At 63.2% G+C, this 17,746-nt stretch carries 13 protein-coding genes; 8 read left to right on the top strand and 5 right to left on the bottom strand.

Features of this window, described 5'->3' with window-relative positions:
- Positions 1 to 37: 37 nt before the first annotated feature.
- From gspF to gspD, 3 genes are read right to left on the bottom strand one after another with little or no spacing between them, the layout of a single operon-like run.
- On the bottom strand, positions 38 to 1,255 hold the full coding sequence (gene gspF / locus C0Z19_RS22210) for a type II secretion system inner membrane protein GspF (protein WP_102611997.1): 1,218 nt from the start codon (positions 1,253 to 1,255) through the stop codon (positions 38 to 40).
- Between the two features lie 3 nt (positions 1,256 to 1,258).
- Entirely contained in the window at positions 1,259 to 2,749 is a 1,491-nt protein-coding gene (gene gspE / locus C0Z19_RS22205; protein ID WP_102611996.1) for a type II secretion system ATPase GspE, read from the bottom strand.
- Positions 2,746 to 5,190, bottom strand: a complete 2,445-nt coding sequence (gene gspD / locus C0Z19_RS22200; protein ID WP_102611995.1) for a type II secretion system secretin GspD — start codon at positions 5,188 to 5,190, stop codon at positions 2,746 to 2,748. Before gspD ends, gspE begins: the two co-directional genes overlap by 4 nt.
- A gap of 440 nt (positions 5,191 to 5,630) precedes the next feature.
- Between gspD and C0Z19_RS22195 the strand changes: the two genes are divergently transcribed.
- Positions 5,631 to 6,122: a lytic transglycosylase domain-containing protein gene (locus C0Z19_RS22195; RefSeq protein WP_102611994.1), complete on the top strand. Its 492-nt coding sequence runs from the start codon at positions 5,631 to 5,633 to the stop codon at positions 6,120 to 6,122.
- 111 nt (positions 6,123 to 6,233) lie between these two features.
- Complete coding sequence (locus tag C0Z19_RS22190) at positions 6,234 to 7,532, top strand: GTP-binding protein (RefSeq protein ID WP_102611993.1); 1,299 nt, start codon at positions 6,234 to 6,236, stop codon at positions 7,530 to 7,532.
- Between the two features lie 121 nt (positions 7,533 to 7,653).
- Here C0Z19_RS22190 and C0Z19_RS22185 read toward each other — a convergent pair whose 3' ends face one another.
- Complete coding sequence (locus C0Z19_RS22185; RefSeq protein WP_074262967.1) at positions 7,654 to 7,932, bottom strand: HU family DNA-binding protein; 279 nt, start codon at positions 7,930 to 7,932, stop codon at positions 7,654 to 7,656.
- A 424-nt stretch (positions 7,933 to 8,356) separates the two neighbouring features.
- Between C0Z19_RS22185 and mnmC the strand changes: the two genes are divergently transcribed.
- The 6 genes from mnmC (at position 8,357) to C0Z19_RS22150 (ending at position 16,140) form a co-directional block, all read left to right on the top strand.
- Positions 8,357 to 10,333, top strand: coding sequence for a bifunctional tRNA (5-methylaminomethyl-2-thiouridine)(34)-methyltransferase MnmC2/FAD-dependent 5-carboxymethylaminomethyl-2-thiouridine(34) oxidoreductase MnmC1 (mnmC, locus tag C0Z19_RS22180; protein WP_102611992.1), 1,977 nt, complete (start codon positions 8,357 to 8,359; stop codon positions 10,331 to 10,333).
- Between the two features lie 858 nt (positions 10,334 to 11,191).
- Positions 11,192 to 12,394: a cation:proton antiporter gene (locus C0Z19_RS22170; RefSeq protein WP_102611990.1), complete on the top strand. Its 1,203-nt coding sequence runs from the start codon at positions 11,192 to 11,194 to the stop codon at positions 12,392 to 12,394.
- A gap of 27 nt (positions 12,395 to 12,421) precedes the next feature.
- Positions 12,422 to 13,540, top strand: a complete 1,119-nt coding sequence (locus C0Z19_RS22165) for a YbdK family carboxylate-amine ligase (protein WP_102611989.1) — start codon at positions 12,422 to 12,424, stop codon at positions 13,538 to 13,540.
- A 527-nt stretch (positions 13,541 to 14,067) separates the two neighbouring features.
- The gene (locus C0Z19_RS22160) at positions 14,068 to 14,715 is read left to right on the top strand and encodes a MarR family winged helix-turn-helix transcriptional regulator (protein ID WP_102611988.1); all 648 of its coding nucleotides are present in this window, start codon (positions 14,068 to 14,070) and stop codon (positions 14,713 to 14,715) included.
- Positions 14,716 to 14,739: 24 nt separating this feature from the next.
- The gene (locus tag C0Z19_RS22155) at positions 14,740 to 15,453 is read left to right on the top strand and encodes a glutamine amidotransferase (RefSeq protein ID WP_102611987.1); all 714 of its coding nucleotides are present in this window, start codon (positions 14,740 to 14,742) and stop codon (positions 15,451 to 15,453) included.
- Positions 15,454 to 15,639: 186 nt separating this feature from the next.
- Positions 15,640 to 16,140: an SET domain-containing protein gene (locus C0Z19_RS22150; RefSeq protein WP_102611986.1), complete on the top strand. Its 501-nt coding sequence runs from the start codon at positions 15,640 to 15,642 to the stop codon at positions 16,138 to 16,140.
- A gap of 104 nt (positions 16,141 to 16,244) precedes the next feature.
- Here the strand turns inward: C0Z19_RS22150 and C0Z19_RS22145 are convergent, their stop codons facing one another.
- Complete coding sequence (locus C0Z19_RS22145; RefSeq protein ID WP_102611985.1) at positions 16,245 to 17,729, bottom strand: sensor histidine kinase; 1,485 nt, start codon at positions 17,727 to 17,729, stop codon at positions 16,245 to 16,247.
- Positions 17,730 to 17,746 lie beyond the last annotated feature (17 nt).

The raw sequence follows: 17,746 nt of genomic DNA, 5'->3' as shown, positions 1-17,746 counted from the left end.
GACCCACGAAACGCGCCCGCGCCACTACCGTCCAGCGCTACTGCACCATATTGTTCAAATCGATGATCGGCAGCATCACGGCCAGCACGATCACGAGCACGATGCCCCCCATCGCCAGGATCAGCAGCGGCTCGAGCAGACTCGTCAGAAACATCGTCCGCCGCTCGAGCTCGCGCGACTCGCCCTCGGACGCCCGGTCGAGCATCGTCGTCACATCGCCGGTGGCCTCGCCCGAACGGATCAGATGCACGAGCACCGGCGGAAACGTCTTCGTATTGCCGAGCGCACGGGACAACGACGTGCCTTCACGCACGCGCACGATCGCGTCGTCGACATTGCCGCGCATCGCCCGGTTGTTGAGCGTCTCGCCTGCCGCCTGCAGTGCGCGCAGAATCGGTACGCCGGCCGCGGTCAGGATCGCGAGAGTACTCGCAAAACGAACCGTGTTGTAGCCTCGCACGAGCTTGCCCGCGAGCGGCGCCGTCAATACCCATCGGTCGAACGACAGCCTCGGCCCCGCCTGCGACAAAATCGCGCGCGCCGCATAAACGACGAACGCCACGCCGAGGAGAATGGCCCACCACCAATGTCGGACGAATCCCGACAGCGCCATCATCATCACGGTCAGAAACGGCAGTTGCTGCTTCGTGCTCGCGAAAACGTTGACGACCTGGGGCACGACGTAGCTGAGCAGAAACGTGACGATGCCGAATGCGATCAGCGTAACGATGGCCGGATAGGTGAACGCCAATACGATCTTCTGCGTAAGCGCATTGCGCTGCTCGATGTAGTCGGCCAGCCGGGAAAGCACGAGGCCGAGCTTGCCCGTATGTTCGCCGGCCGCGACGAGTGCACGATAGATATCCGGAAAATCGCGCGGATGTTGCGCGAGCGCATTGGCGAGCGAATGGCCGCCCAGCACCTCGGCGCGAATTGCAGCGACGAGTTCGCGAATGTAGTCGCGCTCGGCCTGGTCGGTCAAAACGGCGAGCGCTTCATCGAGCGGCAGACCGGCCGTGAGCAAACTCGCGAGCTGACGCGTCAGGATCGCCTGCTCGCGCGTCGATAGCTTGCGGCCCAACGCGAGACGCCGGCTTCGCTCGCCGCGCGCGGCGCTGCCGGCGGGCTCGACCACGAGCGGCGTCAGCCCTTGCGTGCGCAATTGCGCCCGTGCCGAGCGCGCGCTATCCGCGTCGAGCACGCCCTTTTGCGCGCGCCCCGCCGTATCGATCGCTTCAAAGCGAAAGGCCGGCATCGGTCAGGCCCCGCCCGTCACGCGGATCACCTCTTCGAGCGAAGTGAGGCCCGAAGCCAACCAGCGGTCGGCGTCCTCGCGCAATGTGCGCATGCCTTGCGCACGGCCCGCGGCAAGGATCTCGGCGTCGGCCGCATTGTGGTGGACCATCGTGCGGATCGCATCGTCGATGATGAGCAGCTCGTAGACGCCGCGCCGCCCCGAATAGCCCGACTTGGCGCACTTGTCGCAGCCCACCGGATGCCATTGCGCACGGCCGTCTTCGACGCGTTCTTCCTTGCAGACGGGGCACAACCGGCGCACGAGCCGCTGTGCCAGCACGCCGAGCAACGACGACGCCAGCAGGTACGGCTCGACGCCCATGTCGGTCAACCGTGTGACGGCAGAAGCTGCATCGTTCGTGTGCAGCGTCGCAAGCACGAGATGGCCCGTCAGCGAGGCTTGCACCGCAATCTGCGCGGTTTCCAGGTCGCGGATTTCGCCGATCATGATGATGTCCGGGTCCTGCCGCAGGATCGAGCGCAAGGCACGTGCGAACGTCATGCCGATCCGCTCGTTGACCTGCGTTTGGCCGATGCCGGGCAGGTCGTATTCGATCGGATCTTCGACCGTCATGATGTTCGTCGTGGCCGTTTCGAGTCGCGACAACGCGGCGTAGAGCGTGGTCGTTTTCCCCGAACCGGTCGGCCCCGTGACAAGCACGATGCCGTGCGGCCGCGAAATCAGTTTGTCGAATTTCCCGAGCGTATCGGGACCCATGCCGAGCGCTTCGAGATTCAGATGCTGTGCGTCCTTTTCCAGCAGACGCAGCACCGCGCGCTCGCCGTGGCCTGTGGGCAGCGTCGAGACGCGCACGTCGACTGCGCGCCCGCCGACGCGCAATGTGATGCGTCCGTCCTGGGGCAGGCGCTTTTCGGCGATATCGAGCTGCGCCATGATCTTGATGCGCGAAATCAGTGCGCCGTGCAGCGCCTTCTTCGGACGCACGACGTCGCGCAAGGTGCCGTCGACGCGAAAGCGCACGACCGAAGCGTTCTCGAACGGCTCGATGTGAATATCGGATGCATGCTCACGCGCCGCCTGCGTGAGCAGCGCGTTGATCATCCGGATGATCGGCGCATCGTCCTCGGATTCGAGCAGGTCCTCGACTTCCGGGATGTCTTGCATGAGCCGCGACAGATCGACTTCGCCCTCGACTTCGCCGACGACCTGGGCTGCGCTGCCGTCGTTGCGCTCATAGGCCGTGTTGATCGCTTGCGCGAGTTCCGCGGCGGGCAGGCGCACAGCCGTGAGCGCGCCGAAATTGCGCGCCACTTCAGCCAATGCCGCGTCGCTCGTGCGGTCGCTGATCCACACCTCGATGCCTTCCGCGCGTTGATGCGCAACCAGGATCTGCCCGTTGCGCGCAAACCCGTAAGGCACGAGCCGCGCGGCGAGCGGCGAGGGCGCTTCGCGTTCCAGTGCGCCCGGCAGCGGCCCCGTGTGCGTGCTCACGGACGGCCCCCCCAAGCCACGCCCGGTTGTGCGCCGCCGACGCCGCTGCCGGGCGCCGGGCTGCCGGGCGCAGACGAAACGGGGGCTGAGCTGCCCGGCGCCGGTGCGGGAACCGGCGTCGTGGTGGCGGGCGCCGGCGCAACGGGCGCGCCTTGCTGGGCGGGCGCGGGCGCATTGCCCTGCGAACGCTTGTCGCGCGTGAACCGCGACAGATCGAACAGATTTTGCGACGGCACGGCGCCTTGACTCGGCCCTGGCGGGGGAGGCGGAATCTCCGGCACGTTGTTGTCCTTGATGAGGCGATTGTCGGTCGAATACCCTTGCTGCTGGGCGCGCATGAACTCGTAGCGGTTCATGGCGATGGACGAGCTGTCCTCTTGATCGCGCACGATGATCGGCCGCAGGAAGATCATCAGGTTGTCTTTCGTCCGAACCTTATTCTCGGAGCGGAACAGCTGGCCAATCCAGGGGATATCGCCGAGCAACGGCACCTTTTGATTGCCGCCGGAGTAGTTGTCCGTCATCAGGCCGCCGAGCACGATGATTTCGCCGTCGTCAGCCAGCACCGTCGACGATACGGAGCGCTTGTCGATCGTGACGCCGCCGTTGGCCGCGGAGTTCGACAGACTGGCCTGGTTGACCGACGACACCTCCGTATAGAGTTGCAGCTTGAGCAGGCCGCCATCGGTAATCTGCGGCTTCACGTGCAGCACCGTGCCGACGTCTTCGCGATCGAACGTGTTGAACGCACCGACATTGCCCGTCGTGGTGATGGTCGAGGTCGCGTACGAACCGCTCGGCACCGGGATGTTCTGGCCGACGATGATCTTCGCTTCTTCGTTGTCGAGCGTGATGAGGTTAGGCGTCGACAGCACGTTCGCGTCGCTGGACGACGACAGCGCCTGCAACAGGCCGCCCAACCCGAAGATGTTGCCGAACCGGTGCAACAAGCCGACGTTCAAGCCGTTGCTGAGCAGATTGCTCGCGCCGAGCGTGGAAATGGCCGTGGCCGGATTCTGCGCGACCACCGCGCCCGTGCCCGTCAGGCCCACGATACTTTGCGTGCCTGTCGAGTTGCTGAAGTTCGAACCGCCGTAAAGCACGTTGTTATTGTTGTTCGACAGCAGCGCCCCTTGCCACTGAATGCCGAGGTTCGCCGTGGACGAAGCGGACAGCTCGACGATGAGCGCCTCGATGTAGACCTGGGCGCGACGCGCGTCGAGTTGATCGATCACGCCGCGCAGGTTGCGATAGACGGGATCGGACGCCGTGATGATCAGAGAGTTCGTCGCCGCATCGGCCTGGATCATGCCGCCCGGTTGATTGTCGTCGCTGCTTTGGCCTTGCTTCTCGCCGAGAAAGGCGGCGCCCTGGCCACCGCCGAGGCCGGACCCCGAGCTCGATCCTCCACCCGACATTGGATTGCCGCCGCCCAGCGACGAGCTGCCGTACGAGGACGGCAGGGGTGGCGTACCCGCCGTGCCGGTGGAACCGGCGCCGGACGAATTGCCTTGACTGAACGAATTGGCGCTGCTCGATTCGGCGCTACCGCCCGAGCTGCCGCCGCCTTTGCCCAACATCCCGCGAAGGGTCTTGGCCAGTTGCACGGCGTTCGCATTGCGCAAATGAACGACGTGCATGTTGCCGGGCTGGGAACTGGGTGCGTCGAGCTGCTGGACCAATCGTTTCGCCGCTTCGAGGCGCGCTCTGTTCGATGCGCGCAGCATCAGCGAATTCGTACGAGGATCGGCCAGGACCGACACCTTCAGCGTCGCATCGGTACTCCCGATCGTGCCCGGATCGAGCAGCTTGGTCAGCTGCGGCTCGAGATCAGGGGCGTTCGCGTTCTTCAGCGGTATCACGACGACTTGCTGGCCCGCCGCATTGTCGACACCGGCAATGATGGCCGCGATGCGGCGAACGTTGTCGGCGTAGTCGGTCACGACGAGCGTGTTGTTGGCCGGGTAGGCCGCGATCGTGTTGTTCGGCGAAATCAGCGGTCGCAGCACCGGCAACAGATTGTTGGCCGATTCATTGTGCAGCTCGAACACCTGCGTGATGATCTGATCGCCGCGCGCCTGCGGGGCATTGCCGACGTAAGTCGGCGCGCCTTGCAGCTTGGCGTCGGCCTCCGGCACCACCTTCAGCACGCCGTGGTCCTGCACCAGCGCAAACCCTTGCATCCGCAGGGCGGCTTCGAGCGTCTTGAGCGCCTGCTGCTCCGGCACCGGGTTTTCCGACACGAGGTTCAACTGGCCCTTGACCCGCGGATCGACGATGATCGTCTTGTTCGTCGCGGCGCCGATCGCCTTGGCCACCTGGTCGATGTCCGCGTTCACGAAGTTCAACGTCACTTCGGCGTGCGCGGCCTGGGCGGCCATAAGCCCTGCCATCAAAAGCGCGGTAGCGATGCGGCGCAGTGCCATACGATTTCTTGTCATGGAATAAAGGTTCAATGCGAAAGTACCTGCCCTCGGCGGTCGTCCGTTGCGATCATCGCTCGGCCCTCGTCGTATTTGGTGTCCGATGCTCGCCGCCGTTCGAGAAAACGAACATTAGCAGTTTTTTGTGTATGAACAATCACCGACCGCCGAGAGCAGCTTCGCTTTTACGTCGGAAACTTCTCTCTCGCCGATCAGGCAATCGCGGTTGTCGCGATATTATTGCCGCCACACTGCGCGTTGGCGCGCTCACGGTCCGACCATGTCGGCCGGCCAACGACGACGCGCAAGCGGCATCCGGTATCATACGGTCGATTAATTTCGACTGAATCGAGCGGCAAGCCCGGGTTTTCCCCAGCCTGCCTGTGCGAAGCTTGCTCTGAGCGGGGCGAGCAGGCGCGCCACGAACAACGACAAACCTCGTCGAAGGCTCTCGAACCATGAAACGGACAGTTCTGATTCTGGCGGTATCGGTCGCGACGTTTGCATGCGCGAACGCACGCGCAGACTGCTTCGACGAAGCAGGGCGCTACCAAAAGGTCAACCCGCTGATCCTGCGCGCCATCGCGTGGCAAGAGTCTCACAATCATCCGGACGCCTTGCACAAGAATGCGAACGGATCGACCGATTACGGACTCATGCAGATCAATTCGGTTCATCTGCCCGGACTGGCGCGGTACGGCATCTCGTCCGACACGCTGATGGAGCCCTGCAAGAGCGTCTACATCGCCGCATGGCATCTGCGGCAAAAGATGAACAAGTACGGCAACACATGGGCGGCCGTCGGCGCCTATCACTCCGAAACGCCGTCGTTGCGCGATCAATATGCGGATCAGATCATCGGCATCCTTTCGCAATGGAAGCTGCTGCAGGCCGACTCCGCGCGCGAAGCTGTCGAATCGAGTCGATCGTCATCGCTGTCGTCGCGTTAGGCCTTCGATTGACCGGACCGGGGTGAGGTGACGGCGTTTGGTGCAAAATGCTCCCTACGCCTTTCATGCGGCGGCGTTTTTTGCGCCTTCGCCTCACCGATGTCGACTCCAATGAACCATCCGCCTCTACCCGTCACCGTGCTGTCGGGTTTCCTCGGCGCGGGCAAGACCACGCTGCTCAACCACATCCTCGCGAACCGCGCCGGCCTGCGCGTGGCCGTGATCGTCAACGATCTCGCGGCGGTCAATATCGACGCCGCGCTCGTCAGAGACGCCGCGTCGCTCTCGCGCGTCGAAGAGCGTCTCGTCGAGCTCTCGAACGGCTGCATCTGCTGCACGCTGCGCGACGACCTGCTGGCCGAAATTCGACGGCTCGCCGAAGAAGACCGTTTCGACGCCATCCTGATCGAATCGACGGGCATCGCCGAGCCGATGCCGATCGCCGAAACCTTCGCGTTCACCGACGACGAAGGCCACACACTGGCCGAGATCGCGCGGCTCGACACGATGGTCACCGTCGTCGACGCGTTCAATTTCCTGCGCGACTACGGTTCGGCGCAGGCGCTCGCGGAGCGCGGTCTCGCGGCGAGCGAAGACGACGACCGCACCATTGTCGAACTGCTGATCGAGCAGATCGAGTTTTGCGATGTGTTGGTCGTGAATAAAGCCGATCTCGTTGATGCCGACGCGCTCGAGCGGCTCTCTCATATCCTGGCGCGCCTCAATCCGCGCGCGATTCAGATCGTCAGCCGCTTCGGCGCCGTGCCGCTTGAGGAAGTCATCGATACGAAGCGCTTCGACTTCGAGGCCGCTGCCGGCGCGCCCGGTTGGCTTGCGTCGCTCGAGCATGCGAACGAGCACATCGAGGATCACGAACACGATCATGCGGGCCACTCGCATGTCAGCGAAGCCGACCAATACGGTATCGGCAGCTTCGTCTATCGTGCGCGCCGGCCGTTCAACGCAGAGCGGCTATGGAACCTGCTGCACGAAGAATGGCAAGGGGTGCTGCGTAGCAAAGGCTTCTTCTGGCTGGCCACGCGCCATGATGTCGCCGGCTCGCTCTCGCAGGCCGGGGGAGTCTGCCGCCATGGGCCGGCCGGCATGTGGTGGGCCGCGCAGCCGCGCGAGGAGTGGCCCGACGATGACGAGCTCGCCGCCGAAATCGCGGCAGATTGGCACGGTTCGCCCGACGATGCGGCCATCGGCGATCGGCGCCAGGAACTCGTGCTGATCGGCGTGGGGCTCGACGCCCGGCTTTGGCGCGCGAAGCTCGACGCTTGCCTGCTCAGCGACGAGGAGTACGCGCTGGGTCCGCAGGGTTGGCAGCGTATGCCCGACCCTTTTCCCAACTGGGATGTGGACGCCGACGATCACGAGGGCGACGACGAAGGTCAGATCGTCCATTGAGCCGGGTTCATGCGAGCCCGCGTCGGGGCTCGCCGAACCATGCCGAATCTATCGACGAAAGCATCGACGAAAAAAAACCCGCCTGAGGCGGGTGTCGACAGAACGTCAACCCGATATCGGCTTAACGCTTGTTGACGGCATCCTTGAATGCCTTGCCAGCCGTGAACTTGACGGTCTTGGCTGCGGGAATCTTGATGGTCTCGCCCGTTTTGGGGTTGCGGCCCGTACGCGCCGCGCGCTTGCCCGAGCCGAAGCTGCCGAAGCCGATGAGCTGCACCGCGTCGCCCTTGGACACTGCCTTCTTGATCACTTCGAGCAGCGTGTCGAGCGTTTCGCCGGTTTGAGCCTTGCTGGCGCCCGTCTGACCTGCGACGGCGTCGATCAGTTCCTGTTTGTTCATTAACGTTCCTCTTTATCAGATTGAAGTGACACGGACAGCGCAAACGCGCCGAATTATACGTACGCAAGCTGTGCCGTCGAGTAGCCGTGGCGAAGCGTGCGCCGCTCGGACACGCTGAACCCCCTGGCGGTACGGCCGTGCGGCGCTTGCTATGATAGCTCAGCGCAAACCCAATAACGGCAAGGCTTCCAAACAATTTAGCGCTGGCGAGCCTTGTCGGCGCTGGGTTTGAGCATTGTCGTACTCGCGAACCCCTGCTGCCAAGGGCCTCGCGACATAAGTACGATTTGTCGTTGGATTTTGCCAACGCCCGCAAACCCTTGTCCAGTATAGGTTTGCGACTGTTTTGCCGTGCTTCCGCCAGCCCCCTTAGGGTTGCCCCTTAGCTTAGCGCACCCGCATTTCCCATACTTTCCGCTTGCCGATGAGCTCCAAGCTGCTTCCCGCCACTCTGGCTTTCCGCGACGACGGCACGCCGTTTTCCCCCGCATACGACGACATCTATCACAGCGCGGCCGGCGCCTTCGCCCAAGCCGAGCACGTCTTTCTGCGCGGTAACGGACTACCCGGGCGCTGGCATGGGCGACGCTCGTTCACCGTCGTCGAGACGGGCTTCGGAATCGGCGGCAACTTTCTCGCGACCTGGGCCGCCTGGCGGGCCGACCCGAATCGCTGCGAACGGCTCGCATTCGTCTCGATCGAAAAGCACCCGTTTCGCGCTCAGGACTTGCGCTCGCTCTATGCGCGTCTCGCGTCCGACGCGACGCTCAGCCCGCTCGCCGCGCAATTGGCCGAGGCTTGGCCGATGCTCACGCCGGGCTTACATCGGCTCGAGTTCGAAGACGGTCGCGTCACCTTGACGATCGCCTTCGGCGACGCACTCGAACTGTTGCCCAAGCTCTGTCTGCGGGCCGATGCGTTTTATCTCGACGGCTTTTCTCCCGCCAAAAATCCGGAATTGTGGTCGCCGGCCGTATTCAAAACCTTGGCCCGGCTGGCCGGCGACGGCGCGACGCTCGCGACTTACACCTGTGCCGGACATGTGCGGCGCGGGCTTGACGAAGCAGGGTTCGACTGCGCAAAGCAGGAGGGTTTCGCAAGCAAGCGGGCGATGCTCGTCGGCCGTTTCGCCCCGCGCTGGCGCGTGCGTCGCCATGAGCCGCCGCTGCCTTTCGAGGCGAGTGAACGCCACGCGATCATCGTCGGTGCCGGGCTGGCCGGCTGCGCGTTGGCGCAGCGGCTGGCAGTGCGCGGCTGGCGCATCACGCTCGTCGAGCGTCACGCGCGGCCAGGCTGTGAAGCGTCGGGCAATCCGGCCGGGGTATTTCATCCACTGCTTTCGCGCGACGACAGCGTCGCATCGAGAATCACCCGGAGCGGCTTCCTCTACGCGCTGGCACGTTGGGCTGCGCTCGAACGAGCCGGCCACGCGTTCGCGCGCAGCCGCGACGGCCTGCTTCAAATCGCCGACGACGGCGAACAGGCACAAGCGCTCGACGAAGCGATTGCATCGTTCGGCTACCCGCACGAACTCGTCCAATCCGTATCGGCGGCACAGGCGCGCGAAGCGGCCGGCGTGCCGGTCGCGCGCGGCGGCTGGCTCTATCCGCGAGGCGGCGCACTGGATCCCGGGGCGCTGTGCGCGGCACTGATCGCGTCTGCCAACGATGCGATCGAATGGCGCACAGGCGTCGAGGCACAGCGAATCGAACGCGAACACAACGGCTGGTCCGTGTGGGACGCGCATGGCGGAGTGATCGCTCGCGCCAGTGTCGTCGCCTTCGCCAATGCACACGATGCCGCTCGCCTCGCCGGGCTGCGCTATGCCCCGACCCGCATCGTGCGCGGCCAACTGACGTGCCTGCCACAGTCGGTTTCTCCAGCCTTGCGGCTGCCGATCATCGGCGAGGGCTACGCGGCGCCGCTCCCAGACGGCTTGCTGACCGGCGCGACTTACGACGTCGACGACGCCGGCGCTGAGCTGCGCGCAGGCAGCCACGCCGAGAACCTCGTGCGTCTTGCAGGTCTATTGCCCGGTTTCGATCGCTGCGCCGGCGCGTCCGAACTCGATCCCACACGGCTCACGGGCCGCGTGGCGTTCCGCTGCGTCACGAGCGACCGCCTGCCGATGATCGGTTCGCTCGGCGACGAACACGCCAGCGCGCAGCAAGCCGATGCGCTGCGCGGCGCAAGGCTCCCGGACTTGCCGCGCGCGCCTGGCCTTTACGGCGCATTCGCGTTCGGCTCCCGCGGCCTCGTCTGGGCTTCGCTCGGCGCCGAACTCGTTGCCGCTCAACTCGAAGGAGAGCCATGGCCGATGGAACGCGATCTCGCCGATGCGCTGGATCCCGCCCGCTACCTGCTGCGCGCGTTGCGTCAGGGCGTCCTCCGTCCCGCGTGAGCCATCTAACTGACGAATCGGAAACCCCGGCAGTTTTCCACCGCGGGCTGTGGATAAGCGGTTGATTCGCGGGCGGGATGCTTGTGAAGTCGATGTGGACGTAAACGGGACAAGTCGACGCATCGCGCGACCCGCCAAAAGTTATGCTTCGAAACCGGCGAGCCCCGCACATGCTGCCCATCCGCTTATGCGTTCGCCAAGACTTTGATTCGGTTAGGGAAAAAGCGGTTATGCACAGTTTTGGGACCCCTTTGTTAACTGCTACTACGTATACATACGTAAACAAGTAAACCCAAACTCGCACCGCACGCCTCGCGACTCGACCGGTCGAACGCAGGACGCAACGCGCTGAGCTATCTTCCGGAGGCGGAGACGCCGAGCGTTTTGCCGCGAAGCCGTCGCTCTATCGGATGTTTTTTCTTCGCAATACGAAATTTCGGGTAGTTTGTACCGAGATGAATGCAAATCGATGATGAATTGTCCGGTTTGGAGTCAAGCTATGGCACAATCCCCGTTCCTCTTGCACCGGTTGCATGGCTGCGCATCGTTCACATTGCGGATACGCAGCTCCAATGGGGGTGACGTTCGCTGCCCGACGCATCAAATGGGCTGCTTGCGTTGCCGCACCTGAGTTCATCGCGCCAGGACACGAGCCAGGCTCTGTCCGCGCGCTTCTTGCGCCGAGCGTCGGATTCGGCGCGTTTCGTCGTCGCGCCCGGTTGCAGCCGAGCCGCCGGCGTTCGCCACTTTCAGTCCGCGTCGCGGCGCGTCGCCGCAGACCGGTCAATCAAGCCACGAGAAAGCGCCGTCACGGGCGAAACGCCTGAGCCGGCCTGTCCGTAAAGGAGCAGCTATCAGATGAAATCGGCGTTTTCATTTCTTCCGCACTGGCCGTTCGCGCCCGACGCCGTGTTTTGGGCGGGCCTCGCTTTGCTTGTCGCGGGCCTTCTGGGCGAGCTTTGCTATCGCGCCTGGCGCCTGCCGCGTGTGACGGGCTATGCCGTGATCGGTCTGATCGCGGGATCGGCCGGCCTGGGGACGATCGACGCGAGCGCAGGGGCGACCTCGAGGCTGTTGCTCGATGTCGCGCTGGGCCTGCTGCTGTTCGAGCTCGGCGGCCGGCTCGATCTGCGCTGGATCCGCCGTAATCCCTGGCTGATTGCCTCGAGCATCGCCGAAGCGACACTGACCTTCGTGCTCGTTCTCGTCGCGCTGATGCTGGCTCACGTGAGCGGGTCCGTTTCTACCGTGATTGCCGCCATCGCGATGTCGACGTCGCCAGCCATGGTGATTCAGCTCAAGACCGAACTGCGGGCCGAGGGGCAGGTCACGCAGCGCCTGCTGACGCTCACGGCCCTGAACAGCATGTACGCCGTCGTCATCGAAAAGATTGCGTCGGGCTGGCTGCATCAGGAGGTCTACGGCAACGTCTTCGCCACGATCATCCAGCCGCTTTACCTGCTCGTCGGCTCGCTCGTGCTGGCCTATCTGCTGGCCCGTGCCTGCATGTTTTTCTATCGTTCGATGCAGGTCCAGGACGAGCATTCGTTCGTGGCGCTTTTCGGTCTCGTGCTGCTGGCGATCGCGATTGCGCATTTGTTCAAGCTCTCGACGATTCTGAGCCTGCTCGCAGCCGGGATCATCGTCAAAAACCTCGAAGCGAAGCCACAGCTGTGGCCCGTGCATTTCGGCACCGCAGGCTGGCTGCTGACCGTGATCTTGTTCGTGTTGACGCTGACGGCCTTCGAATGGCGCGACATTGCGCTCGGCGGCGTTGCAGCGCTCGGGCTTATCGTGGCGCGTTTCGTCGCCAAGCTCGTCGGCGTGCTGGCGTTTGCAAAGCCGAGCGGCATCGGCCTGAAGCAGGGCGTGGCGCTGGGCCTGTCGCTCTCGCCGATGTCGGCCCTGGCCTACCTGCTCGTCGACGACACCTATTCGCTTTATCCGCACTTCGATCCAACGCTGCGCGCCGTCGTCATGTGTTCGATCGTTGTCTTGCAGCTCGTCGGGCCGTTGCTCGTCTATCGCAGTCTCGCGCTCGTAGGCGAGCGCCGGGCCTGATGAGCGATTCTGGATTGGAAAGACACCATGGCACTTGAACCGTTCATCAACTCCAAGCCGTTTACGTTCGGCGTCGAACTCGAAATCCAGGTCGTCAACACGCACGACTACGATCTGACGAAAGCCGCTTCCGATCTGATGCGGCTCGTCAAAGATCAGAAGATCCCCGGCAACATCACGCCCGAGATCACGGAAAGCATGATCGAGCTTTCCACCGGCATCTGCCATTCGCACGAGGAAGCGCTCGCGCAACTGCGCACGCTGCGCGATACGCTCGTCGCCGCGGCCGATCATCTCAATGTCGGTCTGGCCGGGGGCGGCACGCATGCGTTTCAGCAATGGAGCGAGCGGCAAATTTTCGACGCGCCGCGCTTTCAGTACCTGTCGGAGCTCTACGGCTATCTGGCCAAGCAGTTCACCGTGTTCGGTCAACACGTGCATATCGGCTGTCCCGATCCCGACAGCGCCCTGTTCCTGCTGCATGCGATGTCGCGATTCATCCCGCATTTCATCGCGCTTTCGGCTTCTTCTCCTTACGTGCAGGGCGTCGACACGGGCTTTCACTCGGCACGGTTGAATTCGGTCTTCGCGTTTCCGCTGTCGGGCCGTGCGCCGTTCGTGCTGACCTGGGCCGGCTTCGAAGAATATTTTTCGAAGATGGTGGCGACAGGCGTCGTCAACAGCATGAAAGATTTCTACTGGGATATTCGTCCCAAGCCAGGCTTCGGCACGATCGAAGTACGCGTCATGGATACGCCGTTGTCGGTGGATCGCGCGGCGGCGATCGCCAGCTACATCCAGACGCTCGCGCGTCACCTGCTCCTCGATCGCCCGTTCGTGCCGAAGGAGGACGACTACCTCGTTTATACGTTCAATCGCTTCGAGGCGTGCCGCTTCGGGCTTGGCGGCACCTGCATCAACCCGCAAACGGGCGAGCGCCGCACGATCTTCGAAGACATCCTCGAGACGCTTCGCGTGATCGAGCCGCATGGCGAAGCGTTGCAATCATCTGGCGCATTGCGCGAAATCGCGAACATTGCGCAAGGTCAGGTTAACGACGCTACGTGGCTGCGAAGTATGGTCAAGAAAGAAAAGTCGTTGCATGAAGCGGTTCGCCAACAGTGCCTGCGATGGCGTGGCGTTTAGGTTTTTTACGTTTACAACGTATACATACGTAGTAATAGTTAACAATGCGCTGCGTTGCCTGTGGAAAACACGAAAATGCGCTGACGTTTCAAGCCTCTGCGTAAACCATAACCGCGTGGTTTGCGCGTGCGGAACTGACATGAGGCCTGGGTAAGTCAAGCGGCATTCGAATTGGGTGGGAGCTTATCCAGAAATGACGCACATTAGGTTCGCGTGGTTATACCTGACTTGTCCACAGCTACTCCTGAATAACTTAGCTGTACTATTCTCTTTCGTCGCTTAAAATGGCGCGTCCGTCATGTCGCATCTTGCGGGAACAGCGTTAATGGATGCGCAGCGAGCCCGGGTTGTACCGTTGGCTCGGCGTCAGGCAGGCGGAGCGACCTTGAAATAGTAAAATCGGCACGCCCGACAGAAGGCGGGTCACCCCACGGGGCTGTCGGCGCGCCGCGAGGCAAGGCAAAGCGCGGGCAGGCAACCGAATCAGCAGCGGCATGCTGTCAATTGCGAAATAGCGAACAAAGACTATGAGCGAAGGTGTACACGGAGAGCAGGCGACTGGGCGCGTGACCCACAGCTTGCTGCGCTTAGGCACGGCGATGCGCAGCCAGGCGTGGGAGTGGGCTGAGAGCGCGGGGCTCACGCCTACGCAGGGCGAAATTCTCGTGTTGCTGATGCAACGCAAGAACCCGCTGCGCCTCGGCGAAATCGCCCGGGAGACCGCGCTCACCGCGGCTACGACGAGCGATGCCGTCAGTACGCTCGAAGCGAAGGGTCTCATCGAAAAACGCCGTGCGACCGAGGACGGCCGCGCCTTGGCCGTCAGGCTCACCGCGCGTGGGCGCACGGCAGCCAAGCGGGCGCAGCAGTGGCCCGACTTTCTCGCGGGCGCGATCAGTACGTTGCGCGACGAAGAGCAGGCCGTCTTCTATCGCACGATGATCAAGATGATTCGCCAGCTGCAGGTGCAGGGCGATATTCCCGAGCATCGCATGTGCGTCACCTGCAAGCATTTCGAAGTCAGCAAGAGCCCGAAGAAGGTCGCGCATCGTTGCAATGCGCTGAATCTGTCGATCGGCGATGTGGATCTGCGGCTCGATTGCCCGGTTCATGAAGAAGCCGATTCGCTGACACAGAAGAAAGTCTGGAAGATCTTCGCGCAAGGCGCGGCCTAGTCCGCGCGCTTGCCAGAGGATTCGATGAATCGCGAAGTCCACGCCATTCGGCACGTCCATTTCGAAGATCTCGGTACGCTCGAACAAGTGCTGGGCGAGCGTGCGTGGGCAGTACGCTATCTCGACGTCGGCCTGGCGCGCATCGAGGCGGCCAAACCCGAAGGGCCGGCGCTCACCGTCGTGCTCGGCGGGCCCATCTCCGCTTTCGACGACGCTTCCTATCCGACGCTCAAGCCACTGCTCGCATTGCTCGAAAGAAGGATTGCAGCCGGTTTGCCGACGCTCGGCATCTGCCTCGGTGCGCAATTGATCGCGCGCGTTCTCGGCGCACGCGTGTACTCGGGCGGATACAAGGAAATCGGCTGGTCCACGCTGACGCTGACCGAGGCGGGCCACCACTCGCCCGTGCGTCACTTCGACGGTGCGCGCACCTCGATGCTGCACTGGCATGGCGACACCTTCGATTTACCGGTCGACGCGGTGCGCCTCGCTTCCACATCGGTCTGCGAAAACCAGGCGTTTGCCTGGGGCAAGAACGTACTGGCTTTTCAGTGCCATCCTGAAATTCGCGGTGACCGCTTCGAGCGCTGGTTGATCGGTCACGCGGGCGAGATTGCGGCGACGCCAGGCATCGATGCGAATCGCTTGCGCGCAGACACTGCGCGGCTCAGCCCGGCATTGGAGGCGGCGGCGAGCGAAGCATTCGGCGAGTGGCTCGATACGCTTGGGCCTGCGTAGGGACAAAGATTGCGCAATTTCATGCATGCGACGTTGAACGAAGCGGCTTACCGCGTGTACGATTTCGACTTGCGACGAGGCTGACCTCCGCTGACGCGGCGCCCATAGGGCGCCGCGTTTTCCATCCCGCAATCGAAAACGCAAAAGCCGCACCTGCGGCGCCGAAGTATTTCTGAGGATTGATCGATGAGTTCACGCAAGTTGGTCGTGCGCCAGTCCGGCGTGCATGGCAAAGGTGTGTTTGCTGCCGTGCCGCTGCGGGCGGGCGAGCGTCTGCTGGAATACAAGGGTGAGCGCATCTCATGGAAGGAAGCCCTGCGACGGCATCCGCACAATCCCGCGGAGCCCAACCATACGTTTTACTTTGCGCTCGAGGACGGGCGCGTCATCGACGGTAAGATGGGCGGCAACAGCGCGCGCTGGATCAATCATTCGTGCGCGCCGAACTGTGAAGCGGAAGAGGTCGACGGCCGCGTTTTCATTCACGCGTTGCGCGATATCGCAATGGACGAAGAGTTGTTTTACGACTATGGCCTCGTCATCGACGCGCGTCAGACCAAGAAGCTCAAGGACGAATACGCATGCCGTTGCGGCGCGCGCAAGTGTCGGGGCACGATGCTCGCACCCAAAAGCAACGCCAAAAACGGTAAGAGCAAAAACGGCAAGAGCAAAAGCGCGAAAGCCTGAGACGGGCGTATCGGCTTATCGCTGGGAATCGGCTTGCGCATCGGCAGATCCGACGGAAACCGCGAGTGCAAAGTCGCCGCCTCGGCGTTGCGGGTAGCGAAGTCCTAGCCCAGTGGAACCTGCGAGGCCGACGGTGCGGCACGGCCGGCCTCGGTGCCGGTGGCGAGGGGCAAGCTCAGAACGAATCGCGCTCCGCCACCCGGCGCGTCCTCGTAACGCACGCTGCCGCCGTGCAGATTCATGATGTCATGCACGATCGCGAGGCCAAGACCTGCGCCGGCCTCGACGCTCGTATCGGCGGAGTCTTGCCGATCGCCTCGAAAGAACCGTTTGAACAAATCGGCCTGCAGCGCGGCGGGCACGCCCGAACCGTTGTCCTCCACGGCGATTTCGGCGAATCGCTGTTGGTGTTCGTCGATGACTTCCGCTACGGTCACGGTCACGTTCGCGCCGACCATGCGGGCCGACGGTAAATACTTGAGCGCGTTATCGAGCAGGTTCGCGATGACTTCGCGCAGCAACACGGCGTTGCCGCGTACCATCAGCGGTTTGTCGTTCGAAGGATCGTCCAGGCGTTGAAACCCGAGATCGACCTGTGCCGCGAGCGCACGCGGCACCCATTCGGCACCCGTTTCGAATGCAAGGGCGGCAATATCCACTTCTGCGAAGCGCGCCGCTTGTGCGCCCGGCTCCGCGCGAGCAAGCGAGAGCAACTGGTTCGAGAGGCGCACCGCGCGATCGGCTGCCGCGCGCAGTTCGTGCACGGCGGCGAGCGTCTGACCGGGGTCGCGCGCACTCGCCGCTTGTTCGGCGTGAAGCTTGACGGCAGTCAGCGGCGTGCGCAATTGATGGGCGGCGTCGGCAATGAATTTGCGCTGGCCGTCGAGCGCGGTCTTTAACCTCGCGAGCAGCGCGTTCATCGCACTCGTCAGCGGCTGGATTTCGATCGGCACGTAAGTTTCGTCGACGCTTTCGAGCGACATATGGGTTTGCCGGTTCAACGAATCGGCCAGTGCCGTCAGTGGGTTGAGCTGTTGATTGACGACGCGCCAGACGATGCCCCAGCCGGCGAGCAGCAGCAACATCAGCGGCATCATGATCGCGACAAGGAATTCGGCTGCGATCCGGTAGCGGTGTCGCAGCGGTTGCGCGACTTCGACGATGATCGGATTGCCCGTGTCCTGCAACACGCGCACTTGTGCCACGCGCACATGCATGCCCGCGTACTGCGCTTCGAATACGTATGCCGCGCGCTGCTCGCGCACACGTGTGCCAAACAGCGGCAGCGCCGATTCGCCGGCAATCTCGTGCTCGCCGTCGCTGATACGGTAGATGAGGTTGTCGTTCGGGTCGGAGAACATCGCCTGCGCGAACGGCGGCACCGTCGAGCGGGCGTTCGGACCGGCGATTTGGATCTGCTTCGAAATGGCCGTAGCGAGATCGGCCAACGAACGATCGATGACGTGTTGCGTGTATTGCCACGCCAGCCAATAGGCGATGAGACCGCTCATCAGCGCAAGCATAGACAGCGGCGCCGCGAGCCGTCGCAAGAGCGAGCGGCGCAGGCTGGTCGCAGCGACAGGCGACATGGCGATCGATCGTGTGG

It is taken from the genome of Trinickia soli (assembly GCF_002879855.1).
Classification (GTDB): Bacteria; Pseudomonadota; Gammaproteobacteria; order Burkholderiales; family Burkholderiaceae; genus Trinickia; species Trinickia soli.
Note: the sequence above shows the minus strand (reverse complement) of the source record. Positions and strands in the feature narration are given on the sequence as shown.

Bases quoted from the DNA above. Each gene is read 5' to 3' on its own strand.
- C0Z19_RS22150 (WP_102611986.1), top strand. From the start codon at position 15,640: ATGAGTTCACGCAAGTTGGTCGTGCGCCAGTCCGGCGTGCATGGCAAA.
- C0Z19_RS22155 (WP_102611987.1), top strand. From the start codon at position 14,740: ATGAATCGCGAAGTCCACGCCATTCGGCACGTCCATTTCGAAGATCTC.
- C0Z19_RS22160 (WP_102611988.1), top strand. From the start codon at position 14,068: ATGAGCGAAGGTGTACACGGAGAGCAGGCGACTGGGCGCGTGACCCAC.
- C0Z19_RS22165 (WP_102611989.1), top strand. From the start codon at position 12,422: ATGGCACTTGAACCGTTCATCAACTCCAAGCCGTTTACGTTCGGCGTC.
- C0Z19_RS22170 (WP_102611990.1), top strand. From the start codon at position 11,192: ATGAAATCGGCGTTTTCATTTCTTCCGCACTGGCCGTTCGCGCCCGAC.
- C0Z19_RS22185 (WP_074262967.1), bottom strand. From the start codon at position 7,932: ATGAACAAACAGGAACTGATCGACGCCGTCGCAGGTCAGACGGGCGCC.
- C0Z19_RS22145 (WP_102611985.1), bottom strand. From the start codon at position 17,729: ATGTCGCCTGTCGCTGCGACCAGCCTGCGCCGCTCGCTCTTGCGACGG.
- C0Z19_RS22190 (WP_102611993.1), top strand. From the start codon at position 6,234: ATGAACCATCCGCCTCTACCCGTCACCGTGCTGTCGGGTTTCCTCGGC.
- mnmC (WP_102611992.1), top strand. From the start codon at position 8,357: ATGAGCTCCAAGCTGCTTCCCGCCACTCTGGCTTTCCGCGACGACGGC.
- gspD (WP_102611995.1), bottom strand. From the start codon at position 5,190: ATGACAAGAAATCGTATGGCACTGCGCCGCATCGCTACCGCGCTTTTG.
- gspF (WP_102611997.1), bottom strand. From the start codon at position 1,255: ATGCCGGCCTTTCGCTTTGAAGCGATCGATACGGCGGGGCGCGCGCAA.
- C0Z19_RS22195 (WP_102611994.1), top strand. From the start codon at position 5,631: ATGAAACGGACAGTTCTGATTCTGGCGGTATCGGTCGCGACGTTTGCA.